General features: G+C 37.0%; 15 protein-coding genes. 5 read left to right on the forward strand and 10 right to left on the reverse strand.

All coding sequences use genetic code 11. The features are described from left to right. Positions 1–32: 32 nt before the first annotated feature. Positions 33–632 carry an FMN-dependent NADH-azoreductase gene (locus O7C57_RS11235; protein ID WP_154624107.1) on the forward strand — a complete coding sequence of 200 codons (600 nt, stop codon included), beginning with the start codon at positions 33–35 and terminating at the stop codon, positions 630–632. Between the two features lie 58 nt (positions 633–690). Here O7C57_RS11235 and O7C57_RS11240 read toward each other — a convergent pair whose 3' ends face one another. Genes O7C57_RS11240 through O7C57_RS11250 form a run of 3 tightly spaced genes read right to left on the reverse strand, consistent with a single transcriptional unit; the run spans position 691 to position 3,829 of the window. Then, a complete protein-coding gene (locus tag O7C57_RS11240; protein ID WP_154624108.1) occupies positions 691–1,017 on the reverse strand; it encodes a YdbL family protein in 327 nt (108 codons plus the stop codon). After that, the gene (locus O7C57_RS11245; RefSeq protein WP_154624114.1) at positions 1,014–1,187 is read right to left on the reverse strand and encodes a YnbE family lipoprotein; all 174 of its coding nucleotides are present in this window, start codon (positions 1,185–1,187) and stop codon (positions 1,014–1,016) included. The genes O7C57_RS11240 and O7C57_RS11245 overlap by 4 nt, the downstream gene beginning before the upstream one ends. 50 nt (positions 1,188–1,237) lie before the next feature. After that, positions 1,238–3,829 carry a YdbH family protein gene (locus O7C57_RS11250; RefSeq protein ID WP_163861837.1) on the reverse strand — a complete coding sequence of 864 codons (2,592 nt, stop codon included), beginning with the start codon at positions 3,827–3,829 and terminating at the stop codon, positions 1,238–1,240. 232 nt (positions 3,830–4,061) lie between these two features. Between O7C57_RS11250 and O7C57_RS11255 the strand changes: the two genes are divergently transcribed. Further along, a complete protein-coding gene (locus tag O7C57_RS11255; protein WP_154624110.1) occupies positions 4,062–5,060 on the forward strand; it encodes a 2-hydroxyacid dehydrogenase in 999 nt (332 codons plus the stop codon). A 15-nt stretch (positions 5,061–5,075) separates the two neighbouring features. Further along, entirely contained in the window at positions 5,076–5,513 is a 438-nt protein-coding gene (locus tag O7C57_RS11260) for an META domain-containing protein (protein ID WP_154624111.1), read from the forward strand. Positions 5,514–5,615: 102 nt separating this feature from the next. Here O7C57_RS11260 and grxB read toward each other — a convergent pair whose 3' ends face one another. After that, positions 5,616–6,254, reverse strand: a complete 639-nt coding sequence (grxB, locus tag O7C57_RS11265; protein WP_163861841.1) for a glutaredoxin 2 — start codon at positions 6,252–6,254, stop codon at positions 5,616–5,618. Between the two features lie 1,232 nt (positions 6,255–7,486). On the opposite strand from grxB, the gene O7C57_RS11270 reads away from it, so the two are divergent. Continuing rightward, positions 7,487–7,801 (forward strand): helix-turn-helix domain-containing protein, encoded by a 315-nt coding sequence (locus O7C57_RS11270; protein WP_154635557.1) that lies wholly within the window; start codon positions 7,487–7,489, stop codon positions 7,799–7,801. A 151-nt stretch (positions 7,802–7,952) separates the two neighbouring features. Here O7C57_RS11270 and O7C57_RS11275 read toward each other — a convergent pair whose 3' ends face one another. From O7C57_RS11275 to O7C57_RS11300, 6 genes are all read right to left on the reverse strand, one after another. Beyond that, a complete protein-coding gene (locus tag O7C57_RS11275; protein ID WP_154635556.1) occupies positions 7,953–8,570 on the reverse strand; it encodes a fimbrial protein in 618 nt (205 codons plus the stop codon). Between the two features lie 12 nt (positions 8,571–8,582). Beyond that, positions 8,583–9,590 carry a fimbrial protein gene (locus O7C57_RS11280; RefSeq protein ID WP_163861843.1) on the reverse strand — a complete coding sequence of 336 codons (1,008 nt, stop codon included), beginning with the start codon at positions 9,588–9,590 and terminating at the stop codon, positions 8,583–8,585. Further along, complete coding sequence (locus tag O7C57_RS11285; protein ID WP_163861846.1) at positions 9,581–12,070, reverse strand: fimbria/pilus outer membrane usher protein; 2,490 nt, start codon at positions 12,068–12,070, stop codon at positions 9,581–9,583. Before O7C57_RS11285 ends, O7C57_RS11280 begins: the two co-directional genes overlap by 10 nt. Positions 12,071–12,079: 9 nt before the next feature. After that, positions 12,080–12,781: a fimbrial biogenesis chaperone gene (locus tag O7C57_RS11290; RefSeq protein ID WP_154623210.1), complete on the reverse strand. Its 702-nt coding sequence runs from the start codon at positions 12,779–12,781 to the stop codon at positions 12,080–12,082. A gap of 70 nt (positions 12,782–12,851) precedes the next feature. Next, positions 12,852–13,436: a fimbrial protein gene (locus O7C57_RS11295; protein WP_154623209.1), complete on the reverse strand. Its 585-nt coding sequence runs from the start codon at positions 13,434–13,436 to the stop codon at positions 12,852–12,854. Between the two features lie 1,573 nt (positions 13,437–15,009). Then, positions 15,010–15,177, reverse strand: coding sequence for an MbeCy (locus tag O7C57_RS11300; RefSeq protein WP_154623116.1), 168 nt, complete (start codon positions 15,175–15,177; stop codon positions 15,010–15,012). 305 nt (positions 15,178–15,482) lie between these two features. Between O7C57_RS11300 and O7C57_RS11305 the strand changes: the two genes are divergently transcribed. Further along, a complete protein-coding gene (locus O7C57_RS11305; RefSeq protein WP_154623118.1) occupies positions 15,483–16,430 on the forward strand; it encodes an FUSC family protein in 948 nt (315 codons plus the stop codon). Positions 16,431–16,455: the final 25 nt, after the last annotated feature.

Genomic DNA, 16,455 nt, shown 5'->3' on the forward strand with positions numbered 1-16,455 from the left:
TTTCAATGCATTCTATGTTCTAAGGTTAAATAATGAATAAAGTATTATTGTTGAAATCAAGTATTCTGGCAGACTATTCACACAGCAACAAAATGGCAGACTACTTTATTGAACAGTGGCAAGGGAAAAATCCGGCTGATAGCATAACTGTCCGTGATCTTGTCAGCAACCCAATTCCAGCAATGGATGCCGAAATTTTAGCAGCTTTCTCACCCGGCGACAGCAAAACTGCACAACAAGAAGCACATTTGGCACTGTCTAACCAGCTTATTAATGAAATAAAACAACATGATGTTGTGGTTATCACTGCGCCTATGTACAACTTTACTGTTCCTTCTCACTTAAAAAATTACTTTGATTTTATTGCAAGATCAGGGGAAACCTTCAAGTACACTGAACAAGGCTCTGTGGGATTACTAGAAAATAAACGAGCTATCGTGCTAACCAGTCGTGGCGGAATTTATAAAGATACCCCTTCTGACATTATGGTTCCTTTTTTAACGCTATTCCTTAATTTTATCGGTATTCAAGATATCGAATTTATCTTTGCAGAAGGAACGGCATTAGGTGCCGAGTCGGCTGAAAAAGCGCAACAACATGCCCGCCAATGCATAGACAAGGTTATTGCGTAACCTTATCGCACTCGATGTGTATCAAAATAGTATGCGTACAACGTTTATTTTGCGCATACTACTTTTTCTTTAGCCATTGACCGTTAATACCACGAACATACTCTCCACTATCTGCACGCTCTACTAGCTTTTGCCCTGCAATTTTACCGACATCCCGTGTTTGTAAGTTATTTTTCTTAGCTATCTCACTGTATTTAATTTCTCGTTCATGGTTTATTTGAGCAACCAATTTATCTGCTGTCGCATTATTCGTATCAACGACCGCTAAATAGCCCGATAATGTCTCACCCACTAACCCTTGTTTTTTAGCTTGCTCAACAGTTAATGCCACAGCTGAAAAAACAAACACACAAGAGAGTATCAACGCTGGGAAAATGGCTTTCATTTCGCCTCCACCTTACCAAAAAGGTCACTATTTTCTTTGAGTAAGTCTTCAACTTGCCTATCTGCTTTGATTTGTATCTCGTGCTCTATTTTTACATTCATATTGATATTAATGGGTTTATCTGGTGTAGCAACTTCAACCCTCAAACACCCTGTTAGCATCATTAACATTAATGTGAATAGACTTGCGCTTATTATTTTCACAGTGAGTCCTTATTCCTTTAGAGATTTTTTTCTAACCACTCTTCTAAATTACTGCCGAAACGTAGGCTACGCCACAATTGAAAAATGTTCTCTTCATGTGTGTAGTTTAAGTGAACTTCTCTTTTTTTCGCCTCTTGAGAGTTAAAACCTTGAATAATGGTTTTCATCGTTAAGAGGCCTAAATTAGTAATATTGACATCTGTTCGGCTGCGAGAAATTTCTAAATACTGTAACCATCCTATCGCTGAACCCGCTGAAATATTATCGGCTTTTATCGATTCAACAAATTGTGTATCAAGACGCAATGCTAATGGGCCACTGTTTTCCAACCAACCATTTTTAACAATCCACTCAGGATTATTAAGATAAAAAGGTAATTCACCATTCACCTTACCTGAAGCGGCAAACTGAGTGACTTTCAGTATGGTGAATAATCGACTCAATTCAATTTGGTGTAGTCTGATTGTTGCTGGTTGCTTTTGTGGCCAACGCAATAAATCAAGATGCACCTCACCACCTAATAGATTAAATCCAACATTGCTGAGTTTTAAAGGTAAAGCGTCTGTAGGTGGATAAGTTCCTGATAAATCGGCTCGAATATCAGTCAGTTCGAATAGATTATTTAATTGTTTTATACGCAATTTGACTGCTGATTTCTCACCTAATGTCCAAGTGCTGTTTTCCAATTTCCAGGGTAAAACAAAGTTTAACCCACTAATCTCACCATCTTTGAGCCACAAGCCTGTGTTTTCTACGCGCCAGTGCCCACCAGCAACAAAGCCTGTTGTTAAGCCAATAGAAAATGCCGCTTGTGAAAAGAGTTTCCCTTCTCGCAATGTCATTCCAAGATCATTTGGGATTAACGTTTGAAATGCACTCACAGATTGTTCAGGCCAACGCGCTCGACCTCTAAAACGTTCACCATCCCAACGGCTAAAGATAACAATTGGCCCAACGTCTTTGGTACTCAGGTCCGCTTTTAATTGAAAATCAGCGGGTGATTTACCTGCAATGGCGGCATTTACCGTGATTTTAGGTAAATAACTCGCTGCACCAAATTGCATCCGATCACTTGTCAGCTGCAATTGCCCTTGCAAATTTTCTTTATTTGCATCACGCTGCCATAACAGCGGCTTGGTTAATATAAGACGTGTTGCAGTCATGGAAAGCAAGCCATATCTTATCTGATCAAAGCCCGTATTTAAGGTATTTAAGGTAATTAACGTATCCTGCCAACTGCCTTGGCCTTTAATATCCCAACGTGCTGCCAATGCTGGTAATTGTGCATTTCCCCAATAGTTCCAAAACCATTTGCCTTTATCGACCGTAAACTTATTCGCCTGACCATCAAGATGGATGGCAAAATTTCCCCAATATTGCTCTTTGACTTTTAAAATAGCTTGTAATCTGCCGGAAATCCCCTCAGCACTTAATGAAGTCCCTGCTAGCGGCAAACGAGCTTCTTGCAATAACAATGTAGGTGAAACTCGGCCATAAGCTCTTAACAACGAGCCTGGAAGAAATGACATTGATGGGGAGACTAATTGCCCTGAGATACGTGATGGTAAATGAATATCCAGCACCATATCGTTATATTTTAATTGGCCATTAAGATTAAAATGAATATCTGCATCTAATAGGTTAATTTTATTTTCAGGTAAACTGAGCACTAAGTTAGCTTTACCTTTTTGCGCCTCGGTCATCATATTCATTCGGCCACTGATCACCATCTCATTTAGGCCCAACTGCCAATTGGCGACTTGTAATGAAATAGCGCCATGAAATGGAATACCACTTTCTTCCCACTGCCAACGGCCTTCCGTTATATTAATAACCTGAGGAGCAACTCTCCAAGGCAAATGGGTAATTTCTTGCCCTGTCTGTTTATCAAACACAGAAAACGTTCCTTGTGCGCCTTCCCATTGAAGCCTGGCATACAGCTGTTTTTGTGGTTGAGATAAGGTAAATTCCGTTGCTAAGCTGCCTTTAGCAGGAAGGTCTTCAGTGGTTAACGGTAAATTTAACTCGCCATTTAAATCGATACGCTGTTCTTGGTCGGGTAATTGGATTGAGAATTGCTCAACGACTAATTGACTATCTGAGGTGATATAAGTAGATAACAATAACTTATCGCCTCGGAGGTTTAATGCTAACGGTTTTTCTCCGTTACGGTGTAACCAAATACTCGCTTGGTATTCTTCCCATGGCGATATTTTTGCCTTTTCGATGACTACCGAAAAATCGGGTAAACTCTCCAACAGCGCAACAATTTCGATGGGGGAGTCATCCTTTTTTGCCGTTGTTGTGGGTAGCTGGCTTAAACACTGATTATCTTCAGTCAATTCATTCATTGTTAAATGCAATGGAAAAATAGAAAAACGGCTCTCTTTAGCATCAAACCACAAACAGTCCCCTGCTTTCAATTGTAGAGTATTTATCAATAATTGATCGTCTTGAAATACGGGCTGACTTAATGAAAAAGTCACATTTTCAGGTAGATAGGCTTTTGCAACAATAGGAAGCCAGCGGGTGATAGTCACCCATAAAATAGATAAGAACAAAAAGCAGCCTATAACGCTTACTAGTAGTATTTTAAGAGCCCTTTTCATCAAACTGCTTCCTTGTTTTACCTATATCAATGACGAGTGTTGGTTCTGATCAAGGTCGTTTTATCTATAAACGACTATAATGGCATATTAAAAGTTAATCGAGGGTTGCTTTCGGTATTTTTTTGGTGATTTACAGCAACAATTATCTTATTCTGACCTAAGTTCTTGGTAGCCACTTTTTCGCTACCCTTTTATTTTGGTTCCTAACGAAATAGTACACGGAGTTCCTTAGATGAAAATCGTTTCTTACAGTACTAAACAGTATGATCGCAAACATATGGATCAAGTCAATCAAGGATCCGGGTTTGATTTTAATATCGAATACTTTGATTTTCCATTAACAGTACAGACCGCTAAAAATGCGATTGGTGCCGACGCGGTATGTATTTTTGTTAATGATGATGCTAGCCGAGAAGTGTTAGAAGAACTTGCAGCACTTAACATTCGTATTCTTGCGCTACGTTGCGCAGGGTTTAACAATGTCGACCTAGTCGCTGCCGAAGAGCTCGGCATTCAGGTAGTAAGGGTACCCGCTTATTCACCAGAAGCGGTTGCAGAACATTCCGTTGGCATGATGTTATGCCTAAATCGTAGGATCCATCGTGCTTATCAACGTACTCGAGATGCCAACTTTTCTTTAGAGGGCTTAACGGGTTTTAACATGCATAACCGGACTGCGGGCATAATAGGTACAGGCAAAATAGGTCAAGCTGCTCTACGCATTCTTAAAGGTTTCGGGATGCGTCTACTCGCCTATGACCCTTACCCAAATCAAGTTGTGCTTGATTTGGGTGCTGAATATGTCGATTTAGATACGCTATATAAAAATTCTGACATCATTTCCCTACACTGTCCGCTAACACCCGAAAACCACCATCTACTGGATGAAAATGCCTTCAGTAAGATGAAAAACGGTGTCATGATCATCAATACTAGTCGTGGTGCTCTGATTGACTCAGTTGCCGCAATTAACGCCTTAAAAGCACAAAAAATTGGTTCTCTTGGTATGGATGTTTATGAAAATGAGCGAGATCTATTTTTTGAAGATAAGTCTAACGATGTCATTCAGGATGATATTTTCCGCCGCCTCTCATCATGTCATAACGTTCTATTTACCGGCCATCAAGCCTTTTTAACTGAAGAAGCGCTGACAAGTATCAGCGAAACAACATTAGGAAATATCCGCCAACTTAATAATGGTGAAAATTGTCCTAACATTGTAAAAGCCTAATTGAGCCAAATGATAATGAAACGGATAATTCCTTTAACATTGCTTGGTTTATTATTGGCGGCTTGCCAGACGCAGAATGTCAGTGCTGATAATAATGATAATGTCACCGAGCAACAGTTAATACACCATAATTTCGTGCTGACAGAAATAGATGGGAAACCTATTATTGATAAAATCAGCGTTCCTAGCCTTTCTTTCGGCGAAAAAATGTTTGTATCAGCCACAATGTGTAATGATTTTCATGGAATGGGTCGAATCAACAAATCAACCCTCATGGTAAAACATTTATCTAAAACAGAACTGGAGTGCGTTGACGAAGACTTATCAAAATGGGATTCGCTAATTAACCGAATGTTAACGGATGGTGCAGACATTTCATTCAGTGATAAAAAGTTGACCCTAACGCAAGGTAGATACAAGCTTGTTTATACACTCAAAGACTATATGAATTAGTCTCTACCGTCTTGTTTATTGTATATACATATAAATCCCATTATTTTATTAATAATGGGATTTTTTATGCTTAATAAAGCCTGTTCGCGATTATTAGCGTTCTTATTTAGCTTGGTCAAATAACAAGCTGACACCCGTTATCTGTGAAATATTCTTCATATAGTTCAATATCACTGTACTAAAGGGTATGTCATTCACGATAGACAAACTGCGTAATACAGGGAATATGAAAATATCATCCATAACGTTTTCATTTTTACGATTTTCTAACCATACGTCTAAGGCATCCATATGTGGCTCAAGTTCAACAATTAACGTATGCGTTTCTTTCAATAGAATGCTTAAATCGCCAAAAGCTTTCTCTTCTCGTTCAATATATGCAGCCCTTGCTTCTGGCGTATTTAACTCAGGAAAATCAGCTTGCGTAAAACGTGGTACAACGAGTTTAAAGACCGTTTCTGATACTGTTTGATACCATTTCTCTATTTCAGGAGAAACCGTAACTTGAGTCATTTTAGGTTCGGATAATTGATCAACATAATGAACAATATCTAAACTTTCAGGTAGATAGTTACCGTCATCTTTTTCTAGAATAGGTAACATCTTACGACCGATCATTTTGGTCGGAGTGGCTTTGTCGTCCTCCATCAGGAAGATTTGCTCAACATTGATTTTTTTAAAACCGAAAATCATTCGGGCTCTAACACAAAATGGGCAATGATCGTAAAGATAGAGTTTCATAATGGGAACCTCTTTGGTTGATGGGTGTAATCCTATCGCTTATAACGACAGTATAGTGAATGAATTCTATGTGACAAAGTTATAAAACTTGTTATTAGCTATAGGATCAACCTTAAATATGTTTTAATTTTCATTGAGGTTCTTTTATTTACAAGCAGCCCGCTATAAGCACTCTTTTTCTTCATCCATAAAAGGTTGCTTTTTGTTACAATTAGCAGCAATTTATAGCGAATCGCTTCACCCCCCCCATTATCAACACTTCTCATGCGAACAATATCGATATAAATAACTGAAATTCGACTAAAGTTAGGTTTATTAGACTATAGAATGGGGAAATATCAGAGTAGAGTATCAACAAACTTGATTAGAAATGTATGTTTACATATTGCACCATTTTTAGCATATCAGTTCGGTTATACTAAAAGTCTAAATGCATATTCATTGATAGAGTTTTATAATTCATTATGACAAACTTGCTTTCACCTAGCATTTTTACATTTCTCGTTATCTTTTTAATCTCTTTAGGAGTTTATGATGAACTTCTTTATATCTTACATTTTTTTATCATTAAAATGTAAGTAATATTCCATACCTCTTTATAAGTAAAATGTAATTAGCAAATTGATTTTAAAATAAATATGAAACGCTGATACGTTAAAAATGTTTACCCGTACTGCTTACTCCCCTCACCCATTAATTTTTATAATCTTTTATCGATTAACATTACATTGTTACATCTCTTAATAATAAGTACATTTACTCAAAATAATATTTCCATCACTATAATTTAAAATGGAATTCAAAATTAATATCTATTTATTTAATATTGAATCATTATTTTTTATATTTAAACACTAAATAACTCATACTGAGATAAAAAAACAACTTAATTTGACACTCTAATTAAGAGTATCTATTTTTGAGAAAAATAATAACACTGTATTATTATATATATAACATTTAGTACCCATACAAAGATCATGTATTTATTCTATTAAAAATTCATTATATTAACCATAACAACATGTCTATACCCTCTTCATATGGATACTGCCATTAATTTATTGTCTGTTTAATCCTATAGTACCTAGCGTTAACAATATTAAAAATAATAAAATAAAAATATTAAATATGTGACAATTAATTGTTTGTTTACCATTTAATATATTGTATAATTTTACAATGCATTTAGCATTTATTCTACTATCCCTTTATCAATCGAGGGTGCCAACATGGACATTCATTATTTTATTGGAATTAAAATAAAAGCGCGGCGAAAAGAATTAGGTTTTTCCGGTTCTGATTTAGCCAAGAAATTAAATATAAGCCAACAGCAAATATCTCGCTATGAGAATGGAATCAATAAAATACCTCTAAATCATTTGGTTAGCATAGCAATTGTATTGAAGTGCCCTATAGACTGGTTCTTTCAAGGTTGTATAATTGATGAGGATGACTCAATTCAAGATAAGAATATAAACATAAAGAACCAAGAATTAAAATATGCCGCAGAAAGTGTTATTGTTCATAGCAAAAATGTTATCTGATACTCTGCTATTTTTATTATTACACTCATGATACCTCTACAGCTCAATAATAGTAACACTGTAAATTAACCTTTTAAAAAGGACAAAAAAAAATAACATAGCCCATTAACTGCTATGTTATTTTTTTATTTGATTTTATAAAATTAAATTGTTAGTTATACTGTATTTCGTACGTTGCATAGCTTGCCATTAATCCAGTGGTCACTTCACTCGCATTCTCAGCAGTATAACCAATATAATATTGGAAGATGGCGTCTTTATTGTCTGATATTTTCGGTGTCACTTTCAATTGTTCAGGATCCGCAGGAATAATTTTATTATCCGCATCTAAAATGGTGCTGTTATTGATGGATAATGCAAAGTTAATATTCTTTGCACCATCAACTAGCATATTTTTCAGTAATCCCGCTGTTTCAAAGTTTGTTTTCGGCACCAAATAACCATCAGCCCAAGTGACACTCAGCTTATTAAGATCAGCATCAACAACTTCACCATTATGTTCCACAGATTGACACTGCGATAACTTGATAGTGAACATTTTAGATTTTAAATACGCACCACCTGCACTATTGTTGATTTCCATCAGTGAGATGGGAGCAAGATAGATATTGGCATCACTTCCTTGATCATTCACTGAGACTTTACAGGAAACATCAACAACTCTCCCCGCAAAAGATACCTTTCCTTCGTCATAATTTGTTTCAAAAGTGGGTAATGCATTTGCATAACCTACCACTGAAAAAAGTATCGGCATTATCCAGTTTTTCATTGGGATCCCCTATTAATCATAGGTTATGTTGAATTGCATCTTAGCCTGCACTTCACCAGCAGAGATTTTATCTTCATGTTGGTAATAGCGGGCAATATAGTTCATATTAATCGCTTTATCGCGTGCGGTTGCTAACTCACCAACTTTATAAGTTTCACCCCAATGCAATTTTTCTCTTTTATCAGTAAGAACCTGCACGCCAATACCTTGTGCAGAAGATGATTTGGCGGTGTTCGCTAACACCCCATCTTTAGCGGTGGTATTCCGAGCTAATGTGCCATAGAAATTCATATTCACAGAAACGGAATCCGGGGAAATACTCACACCACCATTGCATAATAGATTAATTGGAAATTGTTTTTCCCCTGCTGTGGTTCCCCGTCCTCTAAACTCAGTGCGCCTAACGGTATCTAAATGAACGTCTTGGTTTGCACCTGTCGTAATTTTACAAGACGGAGATACGATGGTAATGGCATCAGCTGATAAATAGGTAATAATCGCAGGTTCAACTGAATTCGGTTTATAGCCATAACGTGTATACTCACCCTGAGTAATTCTCCCTGACCCCGTATTTTCTGCTGTCTTAATGATTTGTAACTTAAATGTTGAGCCAGCTAAATACACATTGATCTTCTTTTTACTTTCCCCTTTGACTTTATAAGTATCAGGGTAAGTCATTGCAACAGCGCCCATACGTTGGAAACGTAGTCCTATCCCTGGGATATTGGTGTTGTAGACTTTATTCGGCCCTTCCGTCACCCCTTTAGCGGTGACGATTGCATCTAAAACAGTTCCACCATAGCACACTGCCCAATAGCTTCCGGTTTCTTTCATCGGCCAGGTTTTTTCTTGTATCACACTACCGACAGGAAGATCAGGTGAGACAATAACTCGGCCAAATTGCATATCGATATTCTCTGCTGGAACCCGACTGTCTCGGGTACATGTCGCATATGCAGAGATACTCGATAGCACTGCCGTGAGTGCTATCCCATGACGTAGAATTGTATTTATCGACATACACTATCCTTACTGGTTCCTGCTTCCAGAGAAAATACACATTGGCCATTATCCCATTTTACAATGGCTTCTTTGGCTTCTTCGTTACTAATAAATACTGTTCCCCCCTGCCCAACGACACCAATAGATTCACCTTGAAGGTTAGTTACTTCAGCACCAAATGGCATAGGTTTTTTATCAAGACGTACAACGTTAAAAGTACGGTTACGTTCAACTTTGGTTCCAAATTTCACTTTAACAATACTGCCTTCATAAGGCACAACTTGACTCGATGTATTTTCAAACACGATATCTTCAGCGCTGCCTTTAGGGTCAATTTCAATATTGTTAATACGATAAGGACGTACATATGGCGCTAGCGCATACCCCCCCTTATTAACACGAACACCTGGTGCACTGATAACTGAAGCACCTTCTGCTCCCTCAGCTTCAATGAGTGCCATTGTCGTTGACGTATTTGGCGTCAGCACAACACCGTCAGAGTGGACGACAACAGAGCCATTCGCACCAACACCAAACTGTCGATACCCTTGCCCTTGGCTATAGTTGGCATTGGTGTTGACATAAGGTGTACGATAACCTGTATTCATCGCAATACTGTGTTCACCACCGCTAGCCGTTGATGTGTTTAGTCCATAAGTCCAGTTATTTTCATCATCCAATGTTCCATTAACGCCAAGCTGAGTTGAACCAAACTTCTCGTTATTAAATATGGTGTTTGACGTTAATGTGGTACTTCTGTTGTCACCAAAATAGAGTGGAATATTTAGGTTTAAACTAATACGGTCATCTTTCTTACCATAGGTACTGTTATTATCCGAATAGACTCGCATAAAGTTAATGGAATAAGAGAGACGTTGGTATTGGTTGTTATAGCTAAACTGATATTGTTTTTCAGTGCCAGAACGCTCCCAATAGCTGGATATACGACCAGTAAAATACAACCCGCCAAACCCATCAGGTAAGTTTTGGTTTACCGTGTAGCTAAAGCCATTTTTTTCACGCCAACGATTATTCGAAAGTCCACGTTTATCGTAGTCAATCGCATACAGAGCATCATTAACATTAAAATAGTCTTTCGTTGAATAACGGTATGCAGCCAACGAAATATTGGTATCAGTTTGTGATATCAATCGGTTAAAAGTGATGCGATAACTCTGACCATTATCAGTTCGATGCTTTAACGCGGTTCGAGATTGCGTCATATCTAGCGCAACCGCACCAATACCTGTATTGATACCTGTACCAATTAAATAAGCTTGATAGTCATCAAACGCCGTTACACCACCATAAAGAGAAAATGTGTTATTTAGGCCGTGTTGAATAGTCCCTTGCATAATATAAGGACGATTGTGCAAGCCATCTGTGTCCGATTTACCCGCGGCAACTTGATAGCGCGTAAAACCAGGACGCAAAAGTTGCGCTAATGATGAATATGGAACACTGAAACTACTTTCACTACCATCAGCTTCTTTTACCGTGACATTTAAGTCATTACCATAACCCGATGGATAAACATCATTAAGAATAAATGGACCAGGTGGTACTGACGTTTGATATATAATAGAACCATTTTGGCGAACAGTGACCAATGCGTTACTTTGCGCTACACCACGAATTTCAGGCGCATAAGATGTCATTCCGTCAGGATACATGCTGTCATCTGTTGCGATTTTTGCACCACGCAAGCCAATACTGTCAAACAGATCGCCATCAGTGTAAAACTGACCGGCTGTCATTTTGGACTTCATGCTTGCAATAGGTCGTTGCAAGTATGTCTGGTTGCTGTTCCAACTGGTGCTTCCGGAACGTTGCCAACTTAAATTACCAATATGCTTTAACAGCCATCCATCAAAAGATAACCCTGCATTTAATCCTAAATAGGCACTGGCATCATTTTGCCCTTGAGAACCACTCGTATGACTATCATAGTAGTTGGCCATATAGGCAACATTAAGTGCGGGTATACCTTTTTCCCAGAATTGTGGTGCAACATACCCACGTGATAAACGTTGCTCGTAAATTTGGGGAACTGAGATATCTAGACGTAAATTTGATGCGTGAAATTTATCGTTCACCTCGCTCAAACCATTCCACTCTTTTAACGGTAAACAAGTAGACTCTTGTGAATTGAGTTGTGGGTTTAGCTTTTCTGCGTCGATACCAAAATTGCTCAACATTATTGGCGTGTAACAAATCCCTAAATGACCTTCTTTTTGTCGAACAACATTTAAATCATAGCGCCCTTTCCAATTGCCATTGGTATACACATCAACGGAATATTTACCTTCACTGATTGGCGCGGTATTGAAGCGTTCTAAATCAATATTATCTTTGCTGCCTACTATGAATCCACTGTTAAACTCGTAGGTGGTACCTTCCGCACCCCATGCGTAAAATGTCGGCATCATACATACAGTGACAAAGCAGGTCACAGAGAGTGTATTACTATATTTATTTATTAACTCTCGCTGTTTCATTTTTCTGTCCTATTTAACAGTTGTTTTAACTGCTATATCCGCCCCATAATCATTGATATTGTTCAAAACAATGTTTTCGCCTACTTTAATTGCTTTTTTCAATACCACTGAACTTTGGCTTTTGGGTGCCAGCATAATCGCTTTATCAGTTAACCCATTTTTTCCATCTGTAGAAATTTTTGTAATAGTAATAAAAAATGGTGTTGGGTTATTTATGGTCAAATTGTTTCCATTAGCACTGACAATTAATTTTTCAGGTGCTAACTCACGACTACCTAAACCTACAGGACGATAAATAAATTTAAAACGTGAACGAATTGCCAGTTGTAAAAAGTTTTGATCTTCTTTTCCAGCCGTTCTAACGGTGGGGGGGATATCTAAAATATTCAGCCACCATAAACTTTCCTGATCTTGTGCTAATTGGTTTTTATCCATTAATTTTATACGGAGAGTTTGTCCCCCTTTCGCATCAATTCGAGATATTGGAGGCGTAATTTGAAATGGTGTTTTTATTGTATCTGGTGTTTCAGATGCATCACCGGTATCTAACCACGCTTGTGCGACGGCTGGTCTATCCGCGGTATTATTTAACTGCACTGTAATTTCTTTTTCATTTCCAGGATAAATAAATCGAGTGCCGTTAACAATAATATTATTCGCTAATGAAGATGCACTGAAAACGAAGCAGAAGAATAAAACAATTGCTTTCATTTGAACCTCTAAATAAAAGCGGCAGTGAGCCTACCGCTTAGATAAATATTACTTTTAAATTAATTTAATCTTATTCGTAAGTAATTTCGTAAGTTGCGTAGCTTTCTACAATACCGCTGCTAACAGTATCTGGTGTAGAAGTTGCGTAACCTACGTAATAAGTGAAGCGTGAACCATCAGCAATATCGATTGTTTTTGGCTTAGGCTGAGTAGCGCTGGTTGGGTTGATTTTGGTTTTTAAATCAGAATCAGCGTTAGTTGCTAAAACTAATTGAATATTTTTAGCACCCGTTGAATCTGTGTTAGCTAAATAACCTTCGTTAGCACCAGAAGCACCCGCCAATACGTTACCACCAGTCCAGTTAACGTTTAATACTGTGTCATCATTTGTGCCTTGGCAATTAGTTACATCAATCACAAATGATTTTGGTTTCAGATAAATGTTTGCACCTGCATCTTTAACTTCTTTAACAGAAACAGGAGACAAATAAACTTTAGCATCGCTACCTTGGCCATCAACAGAAATGGTACAAGAAACATCTGTCACTTTACCGTAAAAATTAACTTGGCCACCGCCAGCATTTTCAGTTCCAGCATAAGCAGAAGATGCGCCAATAATTGCAGTTGCAACTGCTGTCAGTAATACTTTTTTCATTATCATTTCCTAATATGAGGGGTTTTATTATTACACTAAACAGGACTTATTAAGTGCCTAGTTTTTTAATAAATAATTAACATAGTGTACTCACCATATATTTAATACGGACACATATTTATTTCTGTGTATTTAAGCTACTACTAATAATTAAATTAAAAATATAGTTTTATCTCAATTAGTCCATCTTAGAATTAATAATCATAACGTGGTCTATATGATTTCGAAGAGAGGATACATAAAAACTTAAATTACATTAAATCGTTTTTATTATTACATAGTGTAAGTTTTAATAGATGGCACCTATCAAATGAGTGCTATTGATCGAAAAATTTTATTAAGCCAATTCTCTGAATTACTCGTATTATGCAAGTTTATTACACTTGATAATTTATTTTTCAATTTTATGTTACAAATAAATTCTAAAAAATGATCTTATGATAGTTTTTTGTAAAAAATGAAAACAGCAAAATACATCTAAATATGACTATCATTATCGTAATAACTTATTCCAAATTAAAATCCACTGAAGAATGAGTCATCTAAATTTGATAGCTAATCTCTGCATAATATAAATTAATTTTATGTTATGTAGAGGTTGATATTCATTCTTATTTGAGCATATATTTATGAAATAATGATGACACATCATAATTGGACTATTTACTCACTATTGGAGTAATTCTGAGAAATTAAGCTAACAAAGAGATATTGTGGTGATAAAATACTGGGTATAACCAATATCGTTAGTGTTGATATTGATAATATTAGTCTAGCAAGTGAAATATCTAAGCTAAATTTACTTGGATTTTGATAATTTTTATTAATTTAATATTTTATTTCTTGCCAATAACTAAAAATGTTTTAATGAATAATGGAGCATCAACGTCTTCTGTTAGTAAATGTTATCAATTAATTTGATATATAGCCGTTTTTTCTACATAAAATTTTATCTGTTCAAATTATTTTAAAATTGTAACCAATTGATAATTAATATTAAAAAATAATTTGTTTTCTGGGTAACATAGGTCTATAAATCGGCATTCAGAAAACTCTCAAAACTCATCTACAGAGTAAAAATAGCTCACATTTCAACCAAACCTAACTAAAATCGATATTCGATTAAAGCCCCGATCTATTAGGAATCCTATAATCTAACTAAAAATGTAGATGCTAATTGCTAAAATAGCCACATTTTATACAACTTATTCGGGCCATAACATAAAACACACATCATATATTGAATATCTATTGTCGTTAAAAGTGAGAGTTAGATCTCTTTCAATCTATGAGCTGTACATTAATTAATCTTATTTGTTAATCTATCACTCTATCGCTTTCCGCCATTGGCAAAGTCATATGATGTCCATTGGTACGAACAGTAAAACACCCCATCCGCAAGAGAAAAGCGCCATAGAGTACAGGTAGCAGTTAACCTTTATGCGCTATTAAGCGAATGCAATTCACGCTATAGCTATAGCGCAGTAAAGATGCGTTAATTGCCTTCAAATTGGTGAGTGGCGTATCCCGATGTTTATGACCAAGTGCGCTCAATAACCGCGCTGTAATGGCACTATGAAGACTTGTGCTCAATATCATTATTCTCGGGATGATCTGGTGCGGCAAAGGCAAGTTCTTTCATCCATTCAGAAAGGATGGGCTTCGTTTTTTTTGCGTCAAGCTCCGCTCTCTCTTTTTTAGTTAACCTAATGACGACAACCTCTGTTTTCATTTGATGCATTTTAATTTCCCCCTTTAGAGGGTTAACCATGCCATAGTCAAGCCAAAGACAGGTCTTAATTACTTAATTTTACAAAAACAGAAGATAACGATACAAACAACTGAAATTAATCAATATATGTATTGATAAAAAGAGACTTGAGACTAGTTGCATGTCGAATTAATTGAAAACAACGCCATTTACCCTTTTGATAATCTAATAATGAATATAAAAATTATAATATTGTCAGTAAGTTACTCATTGATTACAGTATTCATACTAAACAAATTTGGCCTATATCATAAAATGAGAAGCGAGAACTTCTGATGTCAATTTCTTTGCACCAAATCCGTAGTGCACTTTTACTCTCTCTATGGGTTATTGCTCCTTGGATTTTCGGTATATTCTATGGACAAGCCATGTTTGGCACTCTTATGTCCTTTGGTGCTTATTTATTAGTGGTTTCATACCCTAAATTACCCAAAAAAAATCCGATTCCCGTATTACTACAAGGGGCTGGGATTTTATCTGTCTTTGCAATCATCGGGATTAATGTCACTTTAGGTAGCCTTTTGTTTTTTATTTATGCTGCTCTTGGTGCCCTTATTCAAGGCTATGCTGAATTACGAGCCACGTATTTGCGTTTACCTATCGCATTAGGCGTATTGGCTTATTTTCTTTCAATAGGACAAATACCTTCCCAAGGGAGTTTATTTTATAGTTGTGCATTTACACTCGGTACCTGTTGGGGCGTTATCATTTCTTATCTTCAGCTCCCTCGAAATGAAGCCCCCGCTTCTGCCACTCATATTGACTTACATTCTCCAGCGGTACAACGCTTCTCCATTGCAATGGTCTTAGTCGCACTAATAGGCAGTGTGCTCGCGACGCTATTGCCTAGCTCACATCCTTGTTGGTTACCGGCTGCGGGTTTAAGGGTGATGAAATCTGAGCGTATGGCGACGTGGGCGCGATTAAAACAACGGGGGATAGGCACCTTACTGGGCGCTGCTGTTGGCGGATTGTTACTTGGTTTTTATGAAAATCAACTATTACATGTCTCACTGGTGGGATTATTATTATTTGCCATGTTAATAATTGGGGCTAAACGCTACGGTTATTGGACATTCTGTTTAACTGCCATTGCACTGACTTTTAATATTACCGCTACCGCTGGGCCTATAATCCTCGCGTTCGACCGAGTATTGCTCACAATTTGCGCACTCATTATTGCAATAACCATGCTGTTAGTACTACCCAAATCGACAAAATAAGTTTCGACAAGGTTGATATATTGAA

The sequence above is a fragment of the Providencia sp. 21OH12SH02B-Prov genome (genome assembly GCF_027362595.1).
Lineage (GTDB): Bacteria > Pseudomonadota > Gammaproteobacteria > Enterobacterales > Enterobacteriaceae > Providencia > Providencia zhejiangensis.